General features: G+C 35.4%; 29 protein-coding genes and 1 pseudogene. 1 reads left to right on the top strand and 29 read right to left on the bottom strand.

The annotated features are described in order from the left end of the window. Position 1: 1 nt before the first annotated feature. The 24 genes and pseudogenes from Q0Y84_RS00535 to Q0Y84_RS00420 all read right to left on the bottom strand — a co-directional run bounded on the left by Q0Y84_RS00535 (position 2) and on the right by Q0Y84_RS00420 (position 18,827). Complete coding sequence (locus tag Q0Y84_RS00535) at positions 2-3,160, bottom strand: tape measure protein (RefSeq protein ID WP_297949699.1); 3,159 nt, start codon at positions 3,158-3,160, stop codon at positions 2-4. Positions 3,161-3,411: 251 nt separating this feature from the next. Next, entirely contained in the window at positions 3,412-3,828 is a 417-nt protein-coding gene (locus Q0Y84_RS00530; protein WP_297949697.1) for a hypothetical protein, read from the bottom strand. A gap of 24 nt (positions 3,829-3,852) precedes the next feature. After that, positions 3,853-4,353 (bottom strand): phage tail tube protein, encoded by a 501-nt coding sequence (locus Q0Y84_RS00525; protein WP_297949695.1) that lies wholly within the window; start codon positions 4,351-4,353, stop codon positions 3,853-3,855. A gap of 16 nt (positions 4,354-4,369) precedes the next feature. Continuing rightward, positions 4,370-5,725 (bottom strand): phage tail sheath family protein, encoded by a 1,356-nt coding sequence (locus tag Q0Y84_RS00520; RefSeq protein WP_297949693.1) that lies wholly within the window; start codon positions 5,723-5,725, stop codon positions 4,370-4,372. Continuing rightward, positions 5,726-5,899 carry a hypothetical protein gene (locus tag Q0Y84_RS00515; RefSeq protein ID WP_297949691.1) on the bottom strand — a complete coding sequence of 58 codons (174 nt, stop codon included), beginning with the start codon at positions 5,897-5,899 and terminating at the stop codon, positions 5,726-5,728. It lies immediately after the preceding gene. Then, positions 5,880-6,296: a DUF6838 family protein gene (locus tag Q0Y84_RS00510; RefSeq protein WP_297949689.1), complete on the bottom strand. Its 417-nt coding sequence runs from the start codon at positions 6,294-6,296 to the stop codon at positions 5,880-5,882. Before Q0Y84_RS00510 ends, Q0Y84_RS00515 begins: the two co-directional genes overlap by 20 nt. Continuing rightward, entirely contained in the window at positions 6,296-6,694 is a 399-nt protein-coding gene (locus Q0Y84_RS00505) for an HK97 gp10 family phage protein (RefSeq protein ID WP_297949687.1), read from the bottom strand. Before Q0Y84_RS00505 ends, Q0Y84_RS00510 begins: the two co-directional genes overlap by 1 nt. Then, complete coding sequence (locus Q0Y84_RS00500) at positions 6,691-7,053, bottom strand: hypothetical protein (RefSeq protein ID WP_297949685.1); 363 nt, start codon at positions 7,051-7,053, stop codon at positions 6,691-6,693. Before Q0Y84_RS00500 ends, Q0Y84_RS00505 begins: the two co-directional genes overlap by 4 nt. Beyond that, positions 7,050-7,442, bottom strand: coding sequence for a hypothetical protein (locus Q0Y84_RS00495; protein WP_297949683.1), 393 nt, complete (start codon positions 7,440-7,442; stop codon positions 7,050-7,052). Before Q0Y84_RS00495 ends, Q0Y84_RS00500 begins: the two co-directional genes overlap by 4 nt. A gap of 15 nt (positions 7,443-7,457) precedes the next feature. Further along, positions 7,458-8,501 (bottom strand): hypothetical protein, encoded by a 1,044-nt coding sequence (locus Q0Y84_RS00490; RefSeq protein ID WP_297949681.1) that lies wholly within the window; start codon positions 8,499-8,501, stop codon positions 7,458-7,460. Between the two features lie 16 nt (positions 8,502-8,517). Further along, positions 8,518-9,117: a phage scaffolding protein gene (locus Q0Y84_RS00485; protein ID WP_297949679.1), complete on the bottom strand. Its 600-nt coding sequence runs from the start codon at positions 9,115-9,117 to the stop codon at positions 8,518-8,520. A gap of 333 nt (positions 9,118-9,450) precedes the next feature. Further along, on the bottom strand, positions 9,451-9,642 hold the full coding sequence (locus Q0Y84_RS00480) for a hypothetical protein (RefSeq protein ID WP_297949677.1): 192 nt from the start codon (positions 9,640-9,642) through the stop codon (positions 9,451-9,453). Further along, positions 9,624-11,339, bottom strand: a complete 1,716-nt coding sequence (locus Q0Y84_RS00475) for a minor capsid protein (protein WP_297949675.1) — start codon at positions 11,337-11,339, stop codon at positions 9,624-9,626. The genes Q0Y84_RS00480 and Q0Y84_RS00475 overlap by 19 nt, the downstream gene beginning before the upstream one ends. A gap of 2 nt (positions 11,340-11,341) precedes the next feature. After that, the gene (locus Q0Y84_RS00470; RefSeq protein WP_297949673.1) at positions 11,342-12,811 is read right to left on the bottom strand and encodes a phage portal protein; all 1,470 of its coding nucleotides are present in this window, start codon (positions 12,809-12,811) and stop codon (positions 11,342-11,344) included. Continuing rightward, positions 12,802-14,031, bottom strand: a pseudogene (locus Q0Y84_RS00465) (PBSX family phage terminase large subunit). The gene Q0Y84_RS00470 and the pseudogene Q0Y84_RS00465 overlap by 10 nt, the downstream one beginning before the upstream one ends. Beyond that, a complete protein-coding gene (locus tag Q0Y84_RS00460) occupies positions 14,018-14,515 on the bottom strand; it encodes a phBC6A51 family helix-turn-helix protein (protein WP_297949671.1) in 498 nt (165 codons plus the stop codon). Before Q0Y84_RS00460 ends, Q0Y84_RS00465 begins: the two are co-directional and overlap by 14 nt. Before the next feature lie 61 nt (positions 14,516-14,576). Next, a complete protein-coding gene (locus tag Q0Y84_RS00455) occupies positions 14,577-15,185 on the bottom strand; it encodes a DUF4145 domain-containing protein (protein ID WP_297949669.1) in 609 nt (202 codons plus the stop codon). Positions 15,186-16,095: 910 nt separating this feature from the next. Continuing rightward, a complete protein-coding gene (locus tag Q0Y84_RS00450) occupies positions 16,096-16,536 on the bottom strand; it encodes an ArpU family phage packaging/lysis transcriptional regulator (RefSeq protein ID WP_297949667.1) in 441 nt (146 codons plus the stop codon). A 117-nt stretch (positions 16,537-16,653) separates the two neighbouring features. Next, positions 16,654-17,187 carry a hypothetical protein gene (locus Q0Y84_RS00445; protein ID WP_297949665.1) on the bottom strand — a complete coding sequence of 178 codons (534 nt, stop codon included), beginning with the start codon at positions 17,185-17,187 and terminating at the stop codon, positions 16,654-16,656. After that, the gene (locus Q0Y84_RS00440; RefSeq protein WP_297949663.1) at positions 17,180-17,521 is read right to left on the bottom strand and encodes a VRR-NUC domain-containing protein; all 342 of its coding nucleotides are present in this window, start codon (positions 17,519-17,521) and stop codon (positions 17,180-17,182) included. The genes Q0Y84_RS00445 and Q0Y84_RS00440 overlap by 8 nt, the downstream gene beginning before the upstream one ends. Further along, positions 17,522-17,713, bottom strand: a complete 192-nt coding sequence (locus Q0Y84_RS00435; RefSeq protein WP_297949661.1) for a hypothetical protein — start codon at positions 17,711-17,713, stop codon at positions 17,522-17,524. A gap of 349 nt (positions 17,714-18,062) precedes the next feature. Next, positions 18,063-18,278: a hypothetical protein gene (locus tag Q0Y84_RS00430; protein WP_297949659.1), complete on the bottom strand. Its 216-nt coding sequence runs from the start codon at positions 18,276-18,278 to the stop codon at positions 18,063-18,065. Continuing rightward, positions 18,275-18,562 carry a hypothetical protein gene (locus tag Q0Y84_RS00425; protein WP_297949657.1) on the bottom strand — a complete coding sequence of 96 codons (288 nt, stop codon included), beginning with the start codon at positions 18,560-18,562 and terminating at the stop codon, positions 18,275-18,277. The genes Q0Y84_RS00430 and Q0Y84_RS00425 overlap by 4 nt, the downstream gene beginning before the upstream one ends. Then, a complete protein-coding gene (locus tag Q0Y84_RS00420; protein WP_297949655.1) occupies positions 18,549-18,827 on the bottom strand; it encodes a nucleotide modification associated domain-containing protein in 279 nt (92 codons plus the stop codon). The genes Q0Y84_RS00425 and Q0Y84_RS00420 overlap by 14 nt, the downstream gene beginning before the upstream one ends. A 60-nt stretch (positions 18,828-18,887) precedes the next feature. On the opposite strand from Q0Y84_RS00420, the gene Q0Y84_RS00415 reads away from it, so the two are divergent. Then, on the top strand, positions 18,888-19,343 hold the full coding sequence (locus Q0Y84_RS00415) for a hypothetical protein (RefSeq protein ID WP_297949653.1): 456 nt from the start codon (positions 18,888-18,890) through the stop codon (positions 19,341-19,343). 153 nt (positions 19,344-19,496) lie between these two features. Here Q0Y84_RS00415 and Q0Y84_RS00410 read toward each other — a convergent pair whose 3' ends face one another. The 5 genes from Q0Y84_RS00410 to Q0Y84_RS00390 all read right to left on the bottom strand — a co-directional run bounded on the left by Q0Y84_RS00410 (position 19,497) and on the right by Q0Y84_RS00390 (position 22,974). Then, positions 19,497-19,712: a hypothetical protein gene (locus tag Q0Y84_RS00410; RefSeq protein WP_297949651.1), complete on the bottom strand. Its 216-nt coding sequence runs from the start codon at positions 19,710-19,712 to the stop codon at positions 19,497-19,499. Between the two features lie 242 nt (positions 19,713-19,954). Continuing rightward, the gene (locus Q0Y84_RS00405) at positions 19,955-21,268 is read right to left on the bottom strand and encodes a virulence-associated E family protein (RefSeq protein WP_297949649.1); all 1,314 of its coding nucleotides are present in this window, start codon (positions 21,266-21,268) and stop codon (positions 19,955-19,957) included. Beyond that, positions 21,261-22,061: a bifunctional DNA primase/polymerase gene (locus Q0Y84_RS00400; RefSeq protein WP_297949646.1), complete on the bottom strand. Its 801-nt coding sequence runs from the start codon at positions 22,059-22,061 to the stop codon at positions 21,261-21,263. Before Q0Y84_RS00400 ends, Q0Y84_RS00405 begins: the two co-directional genes overlap by 8 nt. Before the next feature lie 2 nt (positions 22,062-22,063). Next, positions 22,064-22,366 (bottom strand): hypothetical protein, encoded by a 303-nt coding sequence (locus Q0Y84_RS00395; RefSeq protein ID WP_297949644.1) that lies wholly within the window; start codon positions 22,364-22,366, stop codon positions 22,064-22,066. A 17-nt stretch (positions 22,367-22,383) separates the two neighbouring features. Then, positions 22,384-22,974 carry a DUF669 domain-containing protein gene (locus tag Q0Y84_RS00390; RefSeq protein ID WP_297949642.1) on the bottom strand — a complete coding sequence of 197 codons (591 nt, stop codon included), beginning with the start codon at positions 22,972-22,974 and terminating at the stop codon, positions 22,384-22,386. Position 22,975: the final 1 nt, after the last annotated feature.

The raw sequence follows: 22,975 nt of genomic DNA, 5'->3' as shown, positions 1-22,975 counted from the left end.
ATTAGCCTCCTAATGATTTATCCCCAGCTTCTAAAATCTTATCTTCTAATTCCTTTAGTAATTTATCAGCATCATATCCTTCATTACCAGTGCTTTGAATTACAATTGCACCTTCGCCAATATTAAGTTGACGACTGTTATCAGTATTTGCACCATTAATAGTACTTAAAGAACTATTTGGAGTAATTGAATTAGAAGATACTGAATTAGCACCTAAAGAACTATTAAGAAATCCGTTAGTACCTGCTATGCCAATGTTTGCCTTACTACCATTCAATCCAAAAATAGCACCCGCTACACTATAAATTGATTGCAAAGCCCGATCAAAGCCATCAGCCAAAATATCGCCAGGATTAGAATTTAAATCAAAACCAATTGACGGATTAATGCCTTCTACATTATCTGCAATTCCTTGAGCCATTACACCAGAGGCATCAACAGCACCATTAGCATCACGATTAATACCATTAATTAAGCCTTGATCAATCCAACGTCCATATTGACGCATTAAACGAGATGGGGAACCAATATGAAAAAATCCTTTAATCGCACCGGCAATCTTTTCACCAGCACTTCGAGCAGCAGCAACAGCACTACCGATCATTGATTGGATACCATTAATCAAACCTTGGATTAAATCACGTCCAGCTGAAGCCATAGCACTAGCCATGCTTCGCACTGCATTAACAGCATTATTAATACCATTTCTAACAGCATTAGCCACATTTGACATAGCAGATGTGGCAGCACTAACTAGCATTGCAAATGCAGCTATAAACATTGCAACCATCATCATTGCTGCAGCGCCTACAGCTACTAAAGCAGCAGCCAACATCATAGCACCTGCAGCTACCGTCATAATTCCAGCGGCTACAAGCATTAATGCGGCACCCATTAACATCAAGCCGACTGCAGCTATCATTGCCATAGGTCCTACCATAATTAAAGCAACACCTAAAAGCATCATACCAACAGCAGCAACCATTGCTGTAACCATGATCATCATTAAAGCTACAGCCATTAGCATTAAGCTGACTGCACCTACCATGGCTGATACAGCCACAAGCATTAAGCCTACTCCTAAAAGTAAAACTCCTATAGCCGCTACCATAGCAAAAGCAGCTACTAAGGCTAAACCTACACCTAGTAAAATTATTCCGACTGCAGCTACCAGTGCTCCCACGCCTACAAGCATTAGAGCAACACCTAGCAATAAGGCACCTACAGCAGCTATTGTAAATCCTACAGCTACTACCATTAAAGCTACCCCTAAGGCAACTAAACCAACTGCACCAATAATAGCAGCTAAGCCGAATACCGCCATGGCTCCAGCTAAAGCCAGCAAACCAACTGCGGCACTAGTTCCATATTGAGAAATGATAGGCAATTGCGTAGCAAGTAAAGCCAAACCAGCACTAGCAATAAAAACAGCCGCACCGATTATTAACAATGCCGCCGCAAACATTAAAAAGCCTACACTAGCACCAATCATTGCAGGGCCTAAAACCCTAACGAGCACAGCCAGTAATGTAATTGCCGCAATCATTCCGAAAAATACGGCGATAGCAGCTCCACCACCTGAAGCTAGTTGAGTGGCTGCATCAGCAATTAATTTAAATCCTACAGCTACCAATACAACTGCACCACCTACCATAAGTAATGCGGCACCTAATTTCATAAATGCACCAGCGCTTTGAAGGATACCACCTGCTTTAGGAGCTTCAGGCATTTGCATTTTAGGAGTTTTCATACCACCTAAACTACTAAAAGCATCTTTGATTCCTTTAAGAAATGCCATTCCTTTACCAACAGCTTTTAAAACTGTGAAAGCAAGTGCAAGCATAGTAATAGCCTTAGCAATACTTTGAATTGTACCAGGATCTAACTCATTAAGTTGTTGTAGTCCTTTTACAATTGCAGTAAGTACAATACCTTTAATCCCACCTTTCAAAATAATGAACGCTCTTCCAAGTGTCATTAATGAATCAGGATCAAGTTTGCCAATTGCTTGTGCAATTCCAGAGATAGCTTTAGCAGCTCCACTTAAAGCACCACCTGCTAATTTACCAAGTTGCTTAAAGAAACTGCCTCCACTATCTCCTTGATTCATAGTATTAGTAAGATCCATTACAGCATCAGCAATATCTTGAAACATATTTACTAAAGAATCACCAACACCAGAATTAGCAAAGCCTTCAAATAAATCAGAAAAACCTAATTTTAAGCGTTCTATAACAGGTTGAATATAGTTGATTGCAGAAACTAAGCCATCACCTATTGCACCCCAGTTAATATTGCCCAATTGATCAGTAATATCAGATACAACATTAATACCGATCTTAGATAATTTTTGAAACTGTGGCTGTAATCCATTAGCTAAAGTTTCTTTCAAGCCATCCATAGCTTGACCAACAGTTTTATACTGCGTAGCCATCTTACTAAAATTAGCATTCGTACCTGTTTTAGCAACGGCATTTAAGAAATCTTGTGTTTTAACTTTGCCATCTTGAACATCTTTAATAAGTTGCTGAGTACTTTCACCCATTGATTTAGCGACAGCAGAAATACCCGCTGGAGTTTGTTCAAGCATTAGCTTAAAATCTTGCCACTGTACTTTAGGCTTAGCAGCCATTTGCGTGGCTTGCTCACTTAAAGTTTTCATGGCTTGTTGTGGATTACTACTTGCCGCAGCTAATCCACCAAAGCCTTTAACTAACTTACCAACATCTTTGGTGCCTACCGCCGCTAGTTGACTATAAGTACTAGACATGTCCGAAGCACTATAGATGGTTTCTTGGGCAAACTTCTGCATATCTTTTTTGGCACTCTCGATTTGAGCTGGTGTACGTCCTATTTGATGCATATTGCCTTCAAAAGTTTGCCATGAAGTAGATGCTTCATCTAATTCATCAAGCATAGAACGTACCCCATTACTTGCCAGTCCCATACCTTTGTTAATTAGACCACCAACAACAGTACCGCCAACCATAGACTTGAAAAAGCCATCTGAAGATTTTTGAGCATCACCAAAAGCATTACCACTTAATGCGTTTTTTAATCGTCCCATAGCTGATTGACCTTTTGAAAGGCCTGAAGCTAACTTATCTAGCGGATTACTAAACGCATCATTGATCTTGATAGTTGTACTAATTGTTCCCATTGATTACCTCCTTTCTAGTTTCTCTATACAAAAAAAGAAGGCAAAAGCCTTCTTCATACATTAAATATGTTTTGACCTTGCCTTCCTCTTTGCTTCTTTTTCCTTTTCTTTTTCTAATTTCGTTCTTAATTCAATTGATGCTGCAACTATTGCCTTTTCACGTTTATTTAAATTCGCCCATTGCTTAGGCGTCCAGTGGTATTCTTGCAAAACATAGTGATAAATAGTGAAATCACCAATTGAATTTTCAATTAGTTTTTTGCTTCTTCCTTAAGATCTTCAGCAGAATCACCATTTAAGCCTGAAATATCCATGACCTTTTGTGAAAGAGTGACATATTCACCAGCTGATAACATTAACTCTAAAACTTTAGCAGGCTCACCAATTGCACCATAAGCTTTTTGAAGCTTCTCATTCTTTAAATCTGGAACAATTACACTTTCAGCCATAACTAAATCACTAAACTTATTTTGATCCATTTCCGGTTGATAAGTATGAGTTCTCTTATTAAGTACTGGTTTAGTAGCTTGCTTTCTTAGTGTAGTTACTTCATCTGCAGTTAAGGATCTTACCTTAAATGGGGACTTGAATCGCTTAAAATTTACCTGCTCTTCTTTAATTGGACTTTCAACATTAATGAAGTCATCGATATTATAATTTTCAGCCATAATAGTAATTCTCCTTTAATAATTTTAGTATTGATTTAAGTAATTTCGATCAGTTGCATCTACACCTTTAAAAGCTTGAATTAAATGAACACCTTCAAAAGTGAAATCAGTTTCATATTCCATTACCCCATCATCTGCTTCAAAATCAGCAATAGGAATATCATCAAGATTTACATAATCGAACTGAACGATTTGTTTACCTGCTGAACTAGTAGGATCTTCAATTGTCAAGGTAGCCTGAAAGTACAAATCACCTTTTTCTTGAGTAAATGGAATACCGTATTTAATCCAATTTGAATTAATCCAATAACCACCAAGAGTACCAGTACCTTCAACAGAGGTGGTTTTCTTCATTTTCCAATTGTTGTTAAGTACTTGTACATCTTCTTTGTTCTTTTCGAGCTTAGCTGTAAATTTATTACATTCAATGATAGGGATAACTTCACCGTTAATAGTTACAGTAAGCTTAGCTGCCTTAGTTGAAATGGTATCTCTACCACTCATAAATCTTTCTAATTGTGACATCTATTCAAGCTCCTTCCTAATCCACAGTAATAGTCATGTAAAGCTTTTCCATGGCATCTACTGGAGTTACAGCAAGATTAACAACAATTGCATCTCCATCAATACCAGGTGATACCTTAATATCATCTTCATCAAAGTTTTGAATAATATTTTGTTCTTGTAAATTACGCAAATAACTTACTCGGTTTGCCTTAAACAAATCACGACCATTAGCATTATTACCAACTTTACCTAAGAAACTGCCTTCAAAGGTTTGGGTAGTATTTGTACAAATTTCATCAAGAGTTCTAACCACGCGGTTTTTACTAAATGATTTAGGCTTATCACTAGTAAATTTAACAAGTGAATTAATATCTTGCTCTACTACCACATGTTGACCAGGTCGAGTAGTAAATACAATTTCACCTTTATTCAAGGCATCAATAGTTTGTTCATTGCTCAATTTAGGACTAGCTTCAATTGCATCTGAAACTTCATAATACGTTAAAGCCGTACCAGCATCTGCACTAGCAGAGATACCAGCAAAAAATGCAGCGGCGTTTGTTGTTGATACTTTAGTACCATTACCTTCAATAAAACCATTAACTACCATAGACACACCTTCATAGTTGTAAACTGGTGCATCACTACTTACAGGAATTACAGCTCTAACTTTTCTACCTTCGCTTTCTCTAAGTCTTTTCATTCCCTCAACAAGTAAAGCGTGAATATTAGAATCTGTAGGCATACCGGCTGTTGTTGCAACAGCATAATTCTCATCCTCAAGAGCCTTATCCATTAAATCTTCAACGGCTAAAGTTTTAGTAACACCACCTGTTAAACTGATGGTTACTGGTGCGGTAGGCAATTTGGTTACTGTTTCACTAGGCTTGACATCAATATACGCATTACCAGTAAATTCAGCGATTTGAGTAGCAGATATCATTTCTTGATCTACGATACTTGAGCCATAAAGTGTGGTAACTGTTGCTCTAGTTGGATCACCTTCTTTAACTGGCATTGATTCAATTGATACTTTAATATCATTTCCTTTAGCACCTGGATACTTTGCAGTAAATTCCCAAGGCGATGTTTCTGCTGTTCCAGTTGCCTTAGTACCTTCATTAATATTTACAAATAATACCGTTTCAGCACCTTTAAGAGCTTCTTTTAAAGATACTAATTTAGGATCATCAATTTTATAACCAAGTTCTGCTCTAAAATCAGTAAGGTTACTTACAGGAATTACACCCGATTTGCCCCAGCCTAATTCAGTATTACTTACCATTAGTAACCGTCCAATTGTTGAATCGTCTAATGAAACACGATTACCTTTAACATTAATATAAGCACCTGGACGGCGCTTATTTTGAGCTTTCCACGTTCCAGCCATCTAAATACCTCCCTTAAAATCAGCAATAATTTTATTGACCTCATCAAGTGTGTAAGTTTTATTTTCATCAAGTGAGAGCTTTAAAATATCTCGCTCGACCGGTGTAAACATTTTGCTAGTAATAAGAGCTTGCTTACCATAAGTTGGCGCACCCTTAGTCCTTGATTTGACCATTAAATTTAATATCTCCTTCCATTGGAGTTGTATCAGTAATTCTGTACATCCTAAGCCAAACATCAAACATAAAAATAACCGTGTGTTCAACCGTATCTGGTTTAAACTCACGATTTTTAACAGTGGCTTGATCACCAAGCGTTAAAAAATTATCGCTTAATAAATCCTGCACACGCTCCATATCCGCATTTGGTTTTTCTGGATTAGCAAAGTAAACAATCTGGTAGCTATATGTGCGTTCCTGAATATCAAATAAAGCAGGCTTAACCTGTGTCACTGGTACTCTGCTCACATAAAAGCTAGGCTCTTTAAACCCACTAGATTGATTCTCTGTGTAAATTGTCGCATCCGGGAAAATCCTTGCTAATTCATCAACTATTAATTGTGTTAAATTCATTATTCTAGTAAGTCCCTAAAAGCCCACAAGCCAGGTGTAATTAAATCAGGTAGTTGAGCCTCAATTTGTTGCGCTGATTTCTTCATAAAGAATTGACCAGCTACCCAACTATTACCGCCTCTAGTACGGTGACCATTTTCAACATATGAAGCATATTCTGCATTGTTTTCCAACTTAATTGACCAACCGCCAGAATAAAAAGGTCCTTCTGCATTCCAACTACGGCGTAAATTACCCGTATCAACCGGTGTATTAGCCTTAAATTGTCTCAAAGCTTGAGCACCAATTCGTTTAGCACTATCACCTAATTCTTTTTTGATTGAATCAGATTGAATTTTGCCTTTTACACGGTTAGCCCACGCTTGAAATTCTGCATCATCAACTTCACCCAGGCTCATGCTTTTTCATCTCGAATCATTGCTAATTCTTGGTGACTGTAATATCCGGTGTAACCCATACTCGAACGCTTATACTTGGTGACATTACCATTCTGATCAGTAACCAAAATAACGGCACCAGCTGGAATGTTGATACCGTTTCTAATTAATAGTTTTGCATCGTACTTATCAGTACCAAAGATGGTTTGTGTGCCTGCAGATTGCCCCTTAAGGATAACTTTGCAAGGCTCATTTTCAACAATTGTAATCGGAACGTTATTAGTTACATGATTTTTAACCACTTTCTTGGTTCCTTGAATAGTCGCTTTATCAAACCACAATCTTGGTACTACTTGCTTTAGCCCCTCAAACAGGCTCATTCTGGTAACCTCCTGAAGTTATAAAGAATATTAGTGTAATTGTCCGTAATCGGATTTACAGCCTGTAACTCGCTAAAAATGCTTGTTATAGACTTAAAGGTTACACTAGTATCTCCTTCATTAAGAGATTGAACATTTGAGCTGTCATTTTCAGGATCTAACCAACCATGTGTTTTGACTACTTGAACAGTCATAGCAACAAGCGTGTAATCAAGTTCTTCAGGCAATTCATCAATTGGAATATTACAGAAGTTAGCCACATCTTGAATGGTTTTGTTTAATGCATATACCGTAATTGTTTTATATCTGCCATCAGTATCATTTTCACGCTTAGGTAGTAGCTGCTGTACTTGCTCAAGTAGGTCATCAAAGCGTTCATGTGTAAGCATGGGTATCACCTCTTACTACTTTACCAATGCTAATAGGTCTTCCTTCTTAGTCTTACCAGTGTAATCAATACCCTTTGAGTCTAAGTAGGCTTTAATTTGCTCAACAGTACTGTCACTAGTTGGCTTAGCATCAGAATCCTCAGTATTAATTTTAGGTAAAATAATTTCTTTACCAAGTGTTGCAACCAATACCTTTGATGGGTTTTGTACATAAGGTGCAGCAATTTGAGTACCATAAATAGTGTTAATTTGCTTACCCTTATCGCGATCAGGTTCAATCAAAGTATCACGCTTCACAAACCACTTGAATGCACGACCAGAGTTAAGAGCCTTAATATCCTTATCAGATAAATCACCTGACTTCATTTTTTTTTGCAATTCTTGTGAGTAAGCAATATCTTGATCAGTTGAAAGAACTACAACAAGCTTATCATCAGGCATCTTCTTAGTACGGTAGATTGAAGCACCTAAAGCAGTTACTTCAGCTCCAGTAATTGCTAATTGTGCACCAGTATCAGAGCCCTTAGTATATTCACGAACTGCCTTATTAAACTTCAATTGAGTTGTAGGAGAACAAATAATTGTATAAGCTGGATTCTTAACATCGGTATCAAAGAATGATTCTAACGCATCAATACCATCTACATCAGGAGTTACAGTCATATTATTCTTAACAGCTAATGCTACATCCATAATCTTAGAATCGGCTCTTTGTGCAATAACTTCACCAATTTGCTGGGTAGCTTGTTGAACTGTATCACCTAAGCTAACTAAATCAGCTTCATCAGTAAATGAAACACCCTTACCAAACTTAGATACAGTAGCCTTTACATAGCCTTGTCCAAGCTTATCAACTGGAATTTGTTCACCTTCAGCTACATCTTGAGCTTCTCCAATGTGTCCCCACGTTGGAACAGTTAAAGTATCACCTGGATTGCCTGTTAATGTTCGGTCAACATCAGCTAAAGGCATAAATACCATCGCCTTTTGATAAGTATTTTGTACCATTGGCGCAAGTACTTCAGGATCAAATAAATCTTCTTTCTTTGTAATTGCCATCTTTTAAAATTCCTTTCTAAAATCCTGATTGCTTTACTAAGTTTTCATAAGCATCAGGATCTGACTGTTTAAGTTCAATGCGTTCAACTAAAGACATATCATTAAGTTTCTTATCTACTTTAGGTTCTTTACCATTTGTTGGTTCATAATCAGTTTTTTGACCGCCATCAAACAAATAAGGGTCTGATTTCTTCAAGCTCTTAATTTGATCATCTAAACCAGTTAAATTACCATCTTTATCAAACTTGATTTCATCACTATTCAATAAACCTCTAATGGCTTTGTTATTACGAACCTTATTAGCAGATAAAACTTGATCAATAGCACTGTTAAGCTTGACAGTTTCAACTTTCTCATTAAGAGCTTGAGTATCTGTCTTATATTTCTTTTGTAAATCTTTAAACTGATTAGATAAGTCTTCATTATCTTTTACTTGATCTTGAAGCTTCTTAAGGTCTTTATCACGGCTAGCCATCTGTTCCTTAAGAGATTTATTTTCCTCAGTTAATTGATCAACATTAGATTTAGCTTTTTCAATATCAACACCGTTGATATCCATGACAGCCTTAATCTGTTCATCGCTTAAACCTAAACTTTTTAACTTTTCTCTTTTCATTTTTCCAATCCTTTCACGTGTTTTATACGAGTTCACCTCTCACAAGGCATACAAAAAGAGCAGTTTTTACGACTTACTCAGGTCAAACAATTATTAATGTAATGTCCAATAAACATTAATTCCAAAAGTATCTTTCATAAAATGAACAAACCACACATTTATTAGAGTTCCTATAACTGAAAGTACTACAAAAACAATCACTACAAGTAAGACTTGCAATGCAATTGTAAACCACTCACTATAGTGTATTTTATTCCATAGATTATGCATAATTTCACCAAACAAAAAGAGAACCACGTTTGTGATTCTCTTAATCGTAATTATTTAAATAAATTATCCGACTAAAGGTTCCGGAACTGTAATCTTTCCTTCTTCGTATAGTCGTTGCTTTTCCCACAAAAGTTTCATAAAGTAATCCCACTCTTCTTCACTGAAAGTTTTTTCAAATGCTGTCATACCTGTAGCATCAGTAGATGGTTTAGTAATCATATTATCTACATAAGCCTTTATTTCATTTTTTCGCATTTTAATCCCATTCCTTTCAGTTTTTTCATGGTTTCTTTTATAATTTCATCTTCATCCCAATTATAATGGCTTTTTCGGATGTTATCAATTGTTTTATCTATAGCATATGAAAGAACATGATTTTCATTCTTAAAACTATATTTATAAACTTCACCGTCGTGAGTAACGATTACACCAAAATCATATCTTCTACTGTTAGCTACAGCATAATCACTACCACTAGGACCGATATTAGTTGGATGATTATGTAAACCGACTAATGTCCATGGAGCATAATTATCATGAATCTTCTTCAAAACTTCATCTGGAACCGAAACTTGTAAATATTCGTCTTTCTTACTAATAGTTTGATCTACCATAGTTCCTGTTTTATCAAAAATATAACTATCCTCATGATCAGTAGCATCTCTGTTAGTCAATATAGCTTTAGCATATTTATAAAGTTGTGAATTAAGTTTCTTATTATTAGATAATTTATTAAATTTTTCTTTGTATTCATCTGATGAAATATAAGTTAGATCTACATCATTATTTCCTTTATGGTATGCATCAGTTAACAGATGTTTACTATACCTGCTTCTCCCTAATTCACTACTTATTTCATTAGTTTTAAGTAATAACGTGCTTAAAGGCTTAATACCTTCTAATTTCTTCCATTCATCAAATGAATATGGTCTCTGCCCATTTTTTCTAGCCCATTGGCTATACGGTTGATCTTTAACCCATTTACCTTTTCCAGTGCTAGAATCACGACTCCAACGACTTGTAATATTAGGTAAATCTTTCATATACGCACAAGTCGTGCATCTACAGTATGGATGAATTAACGGATAATTCAAACCAATTACTTTATCTTTGACAGAAAAAATACGCTCATCTAAATGAGCGCAAACATCGCAGGTATGTGATTCTAATGTAGCAAGATACTGATATTGGTCAATTCTACTATCTTCATAGAACTTAGCTGTTGCTTGTTCTGCAGCATGTCCCATTTCAGTAATAATTAAACGGTGCAGATTTTTATTTTCAATACCAACAAACCGATCTTCAAGCATTCGCTGTGTTCTCTGCCAACTGTACCCCATTAAAGTACTACGCAATAGAACATCAGTAAGCACATCAGGCATAACCTTAGTATAGTTTTTCCAGATACGCTTACTGAAATTACTGCCCTGCCACGGCTGGTAAACAATATCTTTTAGTTGCTGTTCGTTGAAGTGGGCTAAATCAATATCAAGACCACCAACTACAAGATACTTATTATAGTTTTCAAGTAAGTATGTGTCATTGTATCGCTTAGCTAAAGCCACAGCCATTCTATCAGTTTCACTGTCAGCATATTTAGAAGCAAAATCAGCAAGCTGGTCATGTAAACTCTGTAGTCTAGCAATCCGAGATTTAAAGTACTCGCTATCAAGTTCTTTTTCATAACCACCTGTTTTAGCCTTAGCCTTGAATTCCTCAAGTGTCATGCTCCACTTAGCAGAATCGATTGAACTAAGAATCTTTGTAGCAGCTTCTTTACTAATTTCATTTGTTTCAGCATAGCGAGACACAAACACGTTAGCTTCTTTGCTAATCTCGTTCTGCAGATCTTTTAGCCTGGATCGCATCGCATCTTCATAATCAGCAGCAGAATCAAGTTCTTGTTGTTTAGCATAAAGTACACGTCTACGCCAGTATTCTTGTGAATTCATGGCTATTCATCATCAGGCTTTTGTTTTGCCTGCTCTCGCTTATCTGGAGCGGTTTTATCGTCTTCATCGTCTAACTGTTCATCTGGATCATTAAACTGCTGTGAGGACCTAAAACCGTCGCTATCCTGAATATCCTTTTTCTGCCACTTAAGTTCTTGTTGCCAATCATCAACAATTGGATTTGCCTTAGCAATTGCTTCTTTACTTGAAAAGTTGGCTACAGTTGAAACCATTTGTGCTTGTGATAAGTCATCTTCAACTTTAGTTCTAGTCCATGTTTGTGTAATGGTTCGACCATCAGCATCAGATAAGTTAAGATATCGCATAATTGCCCGGACTAGCTCACTAATTGATCTTCTAAAGTAAGCCTCTGTGTTGCTGGCTTTTAGTTCAAGATGTGAGTAAAGCATCTTAATTGCAACGCCTGAAGCATTGGAGCTTTGAAAGTTAGCAGGGTCAACGCCTTGACCTTGAAGGAAAATATCGTTCTTGGTCATTTGAAGAATCGAATTACGAGCTTCAACGGGAATTTCAATCTGTAGTGTATCAATGCCTGATTGATCACCGTTACCAACATTATTAAACCTAACAGCTTTCTTTTCTTTCAATTCTTTCATGAAAGTGTCTAAATTGGTGCCGCCATAATTCTTAAGCACTAAAATTACTTGCTGAATATCGTCAACATCATTTAAGAAGCCATTATAAACATCATCATAAGCATCAATTAAGCCTTTGACTTTATGTAACTCAGGCAAACATAATTTGTTCTTTTGAAAGCCAATGAAAGGAACACGCCCAAAATCATGTGTAATGTGATCACTAGTTCCCATTGAATAACCAGCTGTACTATCAAAGACAGGAATAATCGCATATGGTTCAATCATAAATGGATTAACCGAAACTTCTTTAAAGAATAACGCTTCTTTATCATTCCAGAATTCATGAACAATAAAATATTCACCAGTATCATCATCTAATTGTTTGTATGATCGTAGTACACCAAGCAATTTATTATCTAAACTAGTCGAGTAAATCGGCGTAACTTGATTAGGAGGTACAATCCCATAGCGAAACATACCATCTTTATCAATCCAATAATGAAGCCAACCTCTACCACCATTAGACGTATCAACAACAAGGTTATTAATCTTTAATGCAAAATCATCACCTAGAACATCATTGACAGCATCATTATCACGAGTATTGCCCACATCAATCTGTGGTGGTTGTGTTGCAACGTAACCAGCCTCTTGATCAACAAGCAATTGATAGTAATTTGAACTAATTCGATTATCAGCATGCCGCAAAGGTTCTTCTTTACCATCTTTGTTCATCTTAGACTTTCCACCCGTATTGCGAGTAATGTCATTCTCGTTTTCATAATATCGTAAAGCTTCATCATAAGAATTAATATGCTTAGTACGCTCGCCAGCAGTATCTTGAATGATCTTTTGAATATCTTTTAATTCCAAGGAATATAGCCCCCTTTCGCATTTCTTGAATAGATTCCATATCTGAGCGCATCTAAGCGGTCGTTATGTCTGTTTTCATTTTCTTTCATCGGCATTCCAGTATTTGGATCCCAGGCATATTGATAAATTTCATTCATAATCCCTTAAGCGCATGAAGCAGCTATCTTGAACTTGCCTTCACGCATTTTTCTAGCAACACATTCAATTCCAGGTAAAACGTTCTTATTAGCATTGATACAGTTAATGCCATTGAATTGGAATTCATTTACGTTATCTGGTCTTGCTGAATCAGCGTAAAAAATAAGATTGCGACCGAATTCATCTTGTAAATTCTGTGCAATCTTTACCCAGTAATTAATAAATTTATGTTGCTTCGTATAATCTCTTAACATGTACGTAGTGCCGTCAGGACTATCACCAAGTAGAATAATCGGATTAGGGTGCTCAAAGCCCCAGTCAACACCACAATAATATTCTAGATTTTCAGGAACCTGATCATCATCAATTACCATTGTGTCTTTATCAAAATCTTGATAAACAATACCATCACCCGTAACCCATAAACCGTTAATTGCACGGTCATAAAACATGCCTTTAGGTGTTGATGCTTTAAGTGATGTTACATAACCTGGATCTAAGAAGGTATTATCATCAATCGTAAAAGTGTAAGAGATAATACCAGCTTCAGGATTTTTATTATCAATAAAATCCGTTTTTAGCCAGTGAGTAGGAATGTCAGGGTTACTATCACAAATGATATGTGAACCTTCCATAGAACAACGGTTACGAATTTCATTGAAAACTTCACGATTAGCTAAAGTCGTTTCATTGACATAAGCACCGTATGAAGTAAAACCACGTGCGCCAGATAAGCCAGCTATTGAAGCTGTATAAACTGGAACAATGTCAACGCCGAACAAATGATAATGGTTGTGCTTATCTGGTCTTAAATCTAAACCAAATTGCCGCGATAATTCAGCAATAATATTGTTATAAATCGAACCCGAACTAGCACCAGCTAAAATGAATTGTGGGTGCTTGTCATTTCGTTTCTTTGCTAAATTAGCAACACGCCGCAACTCATACATAAGCAAGATATTATCTATGTAAGTTTTACCAGCACGAACAGCACCCACATTAATCATCATCTTAAATGGGACTGTCAAATAAGTATGAAGAACTTCAGCTTGTTTAGGAGTTAGAACATCATTTAGAGCCATGCTTTAAATCCTCCTTAGCTAAAGTATCCATCATCTTATCAAGCAGCAATTCCACATCTGCACCGTTATCTTCCATAGCTTTAGCTCTAGCTTCAGCCACTCTTGCATCGGCATTAGCCTTGCGAATTTTAGCTTTATCGAGTTCCGGTGTTGAGTTATCCGAAAGAAGGTTAGCATGTTTAAGTACGGTTTGAATAGCCTGAAGTTTAACCATGTCTGATTTACTGTTTTGAACTAATTTCATCAATTCTCTAATCGAATCTGGCAAAGCGGAATTAAGCACGTGAATAGCATATTCATTTTGAGCTTGAATAAAGGCAGGATCTTTTTTCCACTTATAAATAGCTCTATCAGTAATGTTCAGTTTTTGGGCAATTTCACCAATAGTTTCTTTGTCCTCATATAGCATCACAATAGCTTTTTGACGCTTCTTAGTTAATTTTAAAAAAGTCCCTAAATCTGAACTTTTATGAACTTTCTTCACACCATCTCACCACCACCTTATTTTGAGTAAAATAAAAAGCCGGTTAAACCGACTTAATTAATTAATCATTATTTGCTATTGAAGGATATTCATAATTCATCTTTAAAAGCATTTCACAGAACTTCAAAATCATTTGTGCATCTTGCATAGTATTAACTTCAATCTCATGTGTTGCTTCATTACCATATCTCCGAATTTGATCAATCCATTCATCACTTTTTACACTCACAAAATGATGCTCATTCAAGTAATTAACATAATCAATAAATCGAAGATTTTCATTTGCCCCTAAGTCAACAGCAACATGCATCAATAATTTTCTACACAATAAAACCGTTCCAGTATAAGCATTAGCGGCATAACAGCTTCTAGCTTCTTCATAAACGTCATTTACATTTACAGGAACATCTTTAACTGGTGAACCATATCTGTTACCTGGAACTTGGATATTTTTATACATAAAAGTAGGCATGCGGCAATTAGTACAAATATAAACGCCTGCACCTCTATATATCGTTTGATCACCACGAAAATCAGTATAAATTAACGGCATTCCTTTATCACTAGAAACATATGCTCCACAGTAGCCACATGTGTAATCAACATCAACCATATCGTTTTCTTCCCATGAAAGTTTTTTATTTTCAAATTCTTCTTTAAATGTATTCATATTCTATTCACCTCAAAACCAATTATAAAAAAGCCTGGCAAAAACTACCAGACTTAATTGAGATGAATAAAATTATCCTGCCATAATTGACAGTAAAACCCAGGATGGACTTGCACCATCATTACTAGCTTAGTTGCTACCGTTTTTTCTAATTAAACTACTAGGTTCCTTAATCCGTATTAAGAATTTTGCAGAAGCATCAAACACGCCGCATTGACGCTGTATGTTTCCACTTGCTAACTAGCGCGAAGGAGTTTAAAGAAACTCTAGTACTAGCAGCCAGATAGGACACATCGGAATCGAACCGATAAGAGAAACATTGGGCATTTAATTCTCACACAGTGACTACCATATGCCTAGCTCACCATTGGCTAGCTGTATCCTACTATAATCGGTGTGAGATTCGAACTCACGTGTATACCACGAACACAACCAAGGCAGTTTATATTATGAAAATAAACAATTGATATAAGACCGATTAGGAGAACCATCCGGCAGATGGTTCGCAATGTTTACGCGCTCGCTCGCCTCATTAACCGCTCAGCGGGAGGGTCGTCGCAAGCTATGCACAAGGCTGGACTTTCACCAGCACCACCGTAACTTTAAGTCGGACGTGTCATTTTACCGTTTAGGTTTTCATGTGCTCCTATAAATTTAAACGAAGGTGCAATTTATTTAACGACGCTTGCTAACGTCACTACGGCTGATGCGGGACTTCAACCCGCCTGCGTGTACTGCAGATCAGATGTCAAAAGAAAAAACGAATAAGTTTAAAATTCTCACACGAGATCAGCCTGTTGTTTTGTCTTAAGAAGTATTTCTTAATTTTTCGACAATACTATATTAACGTGATTTCACTCCGTACAGAGTACGTACTTAATCCGTACACTGTACGTTCGTTCAAGTTCCGTCAAGTGTACGCTAGTAATCTTATAACTTTGTCACAATGATTTTTTATCTGCCATCCTTCAAAAGAATAGGCAAAAGTAAGTAATGCTCTTTTTCTGTAAGTAGCAAACGATGTATGTTCTCTGTAAACTAGCGGCTGAATGTCAACCCATCTTTGACGCTTAATGTATAGGCCTATTAATATTCTTTGAGAAACAGGATCTACGCCATGATATAAGGCATCATGAACAGATTTAACAACGTTCTGTGCATCTAAACCATTGATTAACTTAGTTTCAATGCTATTAGCTTCACTTGAGCCATAATTTTCTTCAAAACTAGGTGACGATAAATCAACCATTCGACTACCACCCATAAGAACTATTTTTTCTAAATCATCTTTAAAGAAGTTACTCACGTTTTTATAGGTTTGAACAGCATCAACTTTAGGTACTAACTCCACATAATCACTCCATAAATTTTCTTAGTGCTTCAGTTGCGGCAATTGATACCGGAACGCCTTTATCTTTACAGTATTCGACAAATCGATCATAAGTAAATGCATCTACTAACAATTCCATTAACAATCCTCCTCATAAATGTAAGAATTTATGCCATTTTTAACAGCTGGTTTATCTAAGTAAGGTGGCAAGTAATAAGAACCATTGCGGATAAATTTCCAGTGATACTTGCCTTGAGAGACCTTAAATCCGTGCGTTTTAAGATACTGTAGTCTATTACTTTGATAAGGCGGATATTTAAAATAAGATTTAATAAATTGAACCAAATTAGTTACGTAATATTTTTCACCGCTTGGAGTAGTAATCTGATACTTAAAAACTTTTTTTAATCTCACTCTATGTCGCTTGATGAAATTATAAATATCACCATCATTACCATTAACTAGCCTTACTATTTCACTAGCCGTGTAACCTTCATGTGCAAGCTTATAGATTCGATATTCAAAATCATCAATACTGCTGCCATGACCTGTTGAAGGATAAAACTCACGAATCCTTAAATAATCTGGATCATCTTCAGGGCAATTTACAATAGAGCCGTATCTAGATTCGATATTATTTAATAAGGTTAATATTTCTTGATATTTATTCATAACCATAACCTACTAATCCACCATCAACTATCATTAGTGCATCCTGAACAGATCGTGCAATACCATGAATTACGTTATGTGATTGAAGAAATTCATGAAATCTAATTTGATCAGGACGCGGTTTACCTGTTTTTGATTTAACCTCAATGCAAAAGAATTGATTATCAACCCAGCGATAACCCATTAAATCAGGGAATCCTTGAGGCAAGCCCGTGTCAAACCAGCGATGATCAATTGTTTGAACTTTACCAACATTCGTACGAAATACAGAACACTTATGTTGAGATAGAGCCACCATAATCTGCTTCTGAATTTCATGCTCCGATATAACCATTTACATCACCACTCGATCGAATTGCATCCCTAAATGTTCAATATCATGTTTCTTATACAAGAGATCAGTAATAGTAGCATTTTCTTTTACAACAAAAATATATTTTGAATCTTTGCCTTCAAAGAATTTATTGTTAGCTAATCCATAAGTATGAATTAAAGTTTCAGGGTCTTCATATCTAAGTAATTTCATGTTAAATACCTTTCAAAAATAAAACTAGAATTAAAGTAAAATCGATTATTGTTAAGCCTACACTTAGCCAACTTTGTGTCATATCTTCTTTAGCGTTTTTGATTAAATCGTAAAACAAACAATTCACGATCAAAACGATAAACCACCAACTAATGATCAGCATTTTGATTCTCCGAAATTAGTTCGGTTTGACTAGCTTCAAGGTTTACCATTACAGGACCTGAAGATACTTCACTTAACTGATCTAAAACAATATCCTTAGTATCTGCTGTTAAATTTACAGTTACTAAGCCATTCTTAACCTTGAAATTATCGATTTCTGCTTTAAATTAAATGATTTTACCGTGCATTATTTTTCCTCCATTAAATTACGACCACACATAGGACAAAACCTTATATATGCCATTACTTCATCTTCTCTATTAGGGTAAATAAATTTAGCATACAACTGATTACCATGCTTAATCTGTATAATTCTTCTTTTAGTGTAATGAACTAAATCATTACGAATTCTTTTAACGCCCCTGCAGTATGGACATCTTGCTTGTTCGTTATTTATTTTCATGCCTCCCAATCATCGATCACAATATGTGCATTAACTTTAGTAACTGTTGTATAAATTGATTTCAAAGCATTCACTGCTGATTCAACTGAATCAAAGGTCCTAGAACTCCAAATAGCATTATTATTTGGATTATGGAGAATCACAGGAACTACATAATTGAGACTAGTTGCATGTGAAAGCATATACAAACTAAATCCTGTTGAATTTCTATTTTTGCAAAGCAGAACATCTCCGATTTTATATGTATCATTTTCAATATATTTTCTATTATCAATTACCTTCATTTTCATGCTCCTTAAGATATTTCAATCCTAAAATGCTGTATCCTGCTAAATCTAACAGCGTATCTTCTAAGCTTTCATCATTTTCTTTAAGTTCATCACGTTTAATTAGTGAACTAATTCGATTAAATTTATCACCTAATCGAATTTTTAAGACTAGCAAACCATCTTCATCTAAGGATTTAGTGAAAGAATCACCGTAAGCTTGATTTTTAGCTTGCAAGATATCTGCTAGTTTATCGGTATATGTTTTAAAATTATTGCCCATTTAATTATCCTTTCTGTTTGTTAAACTAGAATCATCTCGTAAATTAGGAGGTGATTCTAAATGAATATTTCAACTATTACTGCATTAATTTCAGCTATTATTGCCATTTGTGCATTAGCTTCGCCCGTTTTAACAGCTTGGTTAAATAATAATTTTGCATTAAGAAAGCAAAAGCAAGATTTAGAATTTAAATCTAAACAAATGCAAGAATCTGAATTAACTCAACAATATGAAAAGCAAATTGATATCATTAGTGATTTTATTTATTCAATAAATGCTGCGGCTATTACCTTGAATGAAAATGATAAGAAAAGTACTGCTAAAGCCGGAGCCAAACTGCTAGTATTATTGAATCCATCTGATCAAAAGATAGTTATTGATGCTATTAAAATTGTTAATGATAGTAACGCTGGTTTTTCTGGTAATGATGTTGATCAAGTACGAGAATTAGCAGATAAAATTACTCGCAAGGCACCTATTTGGTTAGAACAAGCCAATAAAAACAGGCTAAAATAATTAGAATTGTTATTACCCAAGTTGTATAAAAACATTGTGGTAATAACTTTTTATTTGCGTTAATTTTCAAAAATATTAGTGCTGAAATCAGTACAATTAAGAAACAAATTACTTTCATAATTTTTTCTTTCTAATTCTGCGTTTCATTACAAACTAATACTCCTTATACTTTTCTAAGCATCGTATTGAAGCAATGCTAGTAAATGGAACGAACATTTCATAACCTCCCGTTGTTAAAAAATAAATGCCATTAACTCTACTATAAATACTAAAAAATGTTTCAATAGCACTTTGATCTTTTTGGATATCTTCCTTAGATAAAAATGTTATATAGCTACTGCCATCAATTAATTTAATTTCGAAATTCATTTTTTACCTCCATACTGTGATGAATGTGATGTCACCGTGATGTTAATAAACGTTGATATAGCAACATCTTCAACATTTCTCACACTCATCACACTCTTTTGTAAACTATTAATAATACACGGGTACTATATATATTATTAATAGTTATTTACTTATTTTATTTATTACTGTGATATGTGATGTATTTTATATAACTCTTAGAGAGAGTAAGGCTGAAGGGCATCACACTTTCATCACAAACATCACATTTTTTTGAATCCTCTTGAAGATTTCTTAGAAATTGGATCATAACCACTAGCACCAACTTCAAAACCCATATGACTCATTACATAACGCATAGTCTTGATGTCTTTGCTTTTGACTTCTCTACCAAGTCCAATTAATAAAGCTTGTCGCATTTCTTGATTAGAAATGAATTTTCTATCTTTGAATTGTCCATCAAGTAAAACTTTAATTTCATCTTCAACTTCAGAGGTTGCTAAAAATTGTTGCCGGTTGTCTGCTAAGATAGCTTCTTGTTTAGGTGAAAGCTTGAACGGATCTTTAGTGTGTTTCCAAAGATAAACAGCTTCACCCCAAACTTGATCAATTTCTTCTTGCTTCAATCCTTCAACAGGATGCACTCTTTGACGTTTTTCATCGCACTTGATTGAAAGAAATCGTCTGTCACCAGACTTGTCCTTTAAGTGCTGTACTTCATTAGTAGTACGAGCCATCACAAAACCTTTATTAAAAGTCATGATGTACTTACCATATGAAGGACGGTATCTAAAAACTTGTTCAGTAATGAATTTTTTAACTACTTCAAAGCTTGAGCGGTTTGAAGCAGTCATTTCATCATCATTAACAATCAAAGCATTTTTTAGTTCTGCCTTATCATCTTTATCAGTGAATGAATTAAACTGGTCTGTATAAAAACCACAAGGGGCAATTTCTCGTAAAAGTGTTGTTTTACCAATCCCCTGACCACCAACAAGATCAAGAACATAATCAAATTTAGTTAGCGGATTGTAGCCCTTAGCCACGGCCCCCATAAACCATAACCTTACAGTCAGTTTAGTAGCTTCAGACTCATCAGCACCAAGATATTTTTGTAAAAAATCATCAAGCCGTGGTTTCTTGTCCCATTTAGCTAAACATTTTTCAAAATAATCAATCACCGGATTATATGAATTAGCCCGTGCTACAGAATCGATTACTTGACTAACTAAGTTCGGCTTAAATGTCGTTTTGTATTCAGGGCTAACCGAAACATAAAGCACAATATCATTTACGATGCCATCATTAAGCTGGCCCTTTTTTAACACAATTTTAGGAATACCTTGCTTAGTCAAATCTAAAGTTACTGGCTTAACCACATCAATTTCATCAGTAAAACGATTAAATTTAAGGATTCCCTTTAAATTTGGATCATGCTGTAAAATTAATGCAACATTTTTGGTACTAGTAGTTTTGATTGTATCTTTATCAGTTAAATCAAAATTTAGTTTTGGCTTTTTGTTGTCTTTATTCACCTTATCAACTTTTTCAGCTGGCAAAGTTTTCATTTTAGTCATCTATATTTCTTCGCCTCAATTCTTTGTCTAACATGCTTTCGCATGTCTTATAAACTTCATCATCGCTTAACTTGTCTTTAGTATTGTTATTTGCAATAACAGCTAATTGATAAGCTTTGTTAGGATCAACACCACGGAATAATAAGCCACCCATAAAGCTAGCTAAAGCATTATTTCTTCCACCGGTTTCACCTAAACCATTAATAATTTTTTCAAATAATTGTGCTGTAGCTGTTTTATCTTTAGCAATGTAAGCACCCTTTAAATCATCATCAACAGGTATGGTTTCTTTTTGCTTTTCAAGAATTAATTCAAGTAATTTTTTAGGCGGTTCTTTCATTGGCTCGCTGTTAAGCCATTGATAAGATTTATCACCTAGTACAGATGGAGCAACAACAACATAATTATTTTCGTGGGCTTTCAAGTCCACATTAGGTAAGAAACCAATATTTTGTTGAACTGCAACATTTTTAGGCTTAGTAAAGAAAAAGTGAAAACCATCATGTGCGGTGCGCTCCATAAGTGTATCTTTAAACCATTCATCGTGATTTAAAGCCTTGATTGACTCCATGCCATCACCTTCATGTCGGTCTACATCAATCACAAAGAATTTATCTGTTTTCAAAGCGATGTTAGCTGTCGGATATTTTTGCCATATTCTTTTGATTTCATCGCCCGTCAAGGGCGGCTTATCCGCAAACTTGATTAACGGGCGCTTATCTGTGCCAATCGGAATTACTGAAAAACCGTGACTAGCATAGTTAAGCGCGTAATTTACTAAATTTGGATGCATTTTTAAAACCTCTCTGGATCATAGCCATAATCAACGCTTACCTTAGGCTCTGGTAAGCTCACATATGACTTAATAGCATTCTTTTTAACAGTCCAGTTACTCCAAAACGGTTCTTCACCACAGCCTGGATACCAGAGACCTTGACCATGGCTTTTCTTAATTGCAGTTTCAAAAGTTAAGAAGTCTTCTCTATGAGAAAATTGCAAGTCATCAGTAATTTCATCAACATCTGCTGTTACATATAATGGGTAAACTTTAGAGCCTAAAACGGCTAAAACTTCTGTTTTTAGATATTTGATGTTCATAGTTAACACTCTTTTCTTTAATCGAATGGTAAATCTTTATCAGTAATTTCTTCAGGATCCTTAGCAGCCGCAAATGGATCATCTTTAGCATCAACCGCAGCAATCTTAGGTTGTTCTAACTTAGCAAAATCATAATTACGGTATGGTCTATCTGGATCTTTCTTGTTAGGACTGCTCTTAATCGTCAATTGAAGAGTCTTACCAACGTAAGGAAGAAAACCATTTTTTAGTTCTTCATATGCTTCAGTTTCATTAGTCATTGCAGTAATGAATGGATCATCTGGCACAGCATAACCAACCATCGCTCCAATAATCTTAATTGTTTGAATTGAGCGGCTTAAAACAAAATCAGGCATAGGTTTACCCTTAGATGTTTTTTGCGCAAGTGTTGGAGTGATAAATTCAATTCGACCAGCTTCTTTACCATCAAGAATAGTCATATCAAAACGGATATAGTCTGTATTTGAATTTTTCCAAACTCCATGAGTTACTGAACTCATTGAAACGTTATAAGTTCCATCAGGAATAGCGTTGTTTTCTTCAACCTTTCCCTTGTTTGGGTCAAAATCACCGTTGTTTAAATTCTTTAAAATGTCTGTCATACTCATA

The sequence above is a fragment of the uncultured Lactobacillus sp. genome, from assembly GCF_947367125.1.
Lineage (GTDB): Bacteria > Bacillota > Bacilli > Lactobacillales > Lactobacillaceae > Lactobacillus.
This window is presented reverse-complemented; position numbering and strand designations above follow the sequence as displayed.

Coding starts and splice junctions, on each gene's coding strand:
- Q0Y84_RS00455 (WP_297949669.1), bottom strand. CDS start 15,185: ATGAATACATTTAAAGAAGAATTTGAAAATAAAAAACTTTCATGGGAA.
- Q0Y84_RS00415 (WP_297949653.1), top strand. CDS start 18,888: ATGAATATTTCAACTATTACTGCATTAATTTCAGCTATTATTGCCATT.
- Q0Y84_RS00480 (WP_297949677.1), bottom strand. CDS start 9,642: ATGCGAAAAAATGAAATAAAGGCTTATGTAGATAATATGATTACTAAA.
- Q0Y84_RS00390 (WP_297949642.1), bottom strand. CDS start 22,974: ATGAGTATGACAGACATTTTAAAGAATTTAAACAACGGTGATTTTGAC.
- Q0Y84_RS00430 (WP_297949659.1), bottom strand. CDS start 18,278: ATGAAAATAAATAACGAACAAGCAAGATGTCCATACTGCAGGGGCGTT.
- Q0Y84_RS00530 (WP_297949697.1), bottom strand. CDS start 3,828: ATGGCTGAAAATTATAATATCGATGACTTCATTAATGTTGAAAGTCCA.
- Q0Y84_RS00410 (WP_297949651.1), bottom strand. CDS start 19,712: ATGAATTTCGAAATTAAATTAATTGATGGCAGTAGCTATATAACATTT.
- Q0Y84_RS00490 (WP_297949681.1), bottom strand. CDS start 8,501: ATGGCAATTACAAAGAAAGAAGATTTATTTGATCCTGAAGTACTTGCG.
- Q0Y84_RS00395 (WP_297949644.1), bottom strand. CDS start 22,366: ATGAACATCAAATATCTAAAAACAGAAGTTTTAGCCGTTTTAGGCTCT.
- Q0Y84_RS00515 (WP_297949691.1), bottom strand. CDS start 5,899: ATGGTCAAATCAAGGACTAAGGGTGCGCCAACTTATGGTAAGCAAGCT.
- Q0Y84_RS00445 (WP_297949665.1), bottom strand. CDS start 17,187: ATGAATAAATATCAAGAAATATTAACCTTATTAAATAATATCGAATCT.
- Q0Y84_RS00510 (WP_297949689.1), bottom strand. CDS start 6,296: ATGAATTTAACACAATTAATAGTTGATGAATTAGCAAGGATTTTCCCG.
- Q0Y84_RS00485 (WP_297949679.1), bottom strand. CDS start 9,117: ATGAAAAGAGAAAAGTTAAAAAGTTTAGGTTTAAGCGATGAACAGATT.
- Q0Y84_RS00505 (WP_297949687.1), bottom strand. CDS start 6,694: ATGAGCCTGGGTGAAGTTGATGATGCAGAATTTCAAGCGTGGGCTAAC.
- Q0Y84_RS00520 (WP_297949693.1), bottom strand. CDS start 5,725: ATGGCTGGAACGTGGAAAGCTCAAAATAAGCGCCGTCCAGGTGCTTAT.
- Q0Y84_RS00535 (WP_297949699.1), bottom strand. CDS start 3,160: ATGGGAACAATTAGTACAACTATCAAGATCAATGATGCGTTTAGTAAT.
- Q0Y84_RS00400 (WP_297949646.1), bottom strand. CDS start 22,061: ATGCATCCAAATTTAGTAAATTACGCGCTTAACTATGCTAGTCACGGT.
- Q0Y84_RS00495 (WP_297949683.1), bottom strand. CDS start 7,442: ATGCTTACACATGAACGCTTTGATGACCTACTTGAGCAAGTACAGCAG.
- Q0Y84_RS00420 (WP_297949655.1), bottom strand. CDS start 18,827: ATGGGCAATAATTTTAAAACATATACCGATAAACTAGCAGATATCTTG.
- Q0Y84_RS00525 (WP_297949695.1), bottom strand. CDS start 4,353: ATGTCACAATTAGAAAGATTTATGAGTGGTAGAGATACCATTTCAACT.
- Q0Y84_RS00435 (WP_297949661.1), bottom strand. CDS start 17,713: ATGAAATTACTTAGATATGAAGACCCTGAAACTTTAATTCATACTTAT.
- Q0Y84_RS00440 (WP_297949663.1), bottom strand. CDS start 17,521: ATGGTTATATCGGAGCATGAAATTCAGAAGCAGATTATGGTGGCTCTA.
- Q0Y84_RS00475 (WP_297949675.1), bottom strand. CDS start 11,339: ATGAATTCACAAGAATACTGGCGTAGACGTGTACTTTATGCTAAACAA.
- Q0Y84_RS00425 (WP_297949657.1), bottom strand. CDS start 18,562: ATGAAGGTAATTGATAATAGAAAATATATTGAAAATGATACATATAAA.
- Q0Y84_RS00500 (WP_297949685.1), bottom strand. CDS start 7,053: ATGAGCCTGTTTGAGGGGCTAAAGCAAGTAGTACCAAGATTGTGGTTT.
- Q0Y84_RS00405 (WP_297949649.1), bottom strand. CDS start 21,268: ATGACTAAAATGAAAACTTTGCCAGCTGAAAAAGTTGATAAGGTGAAT.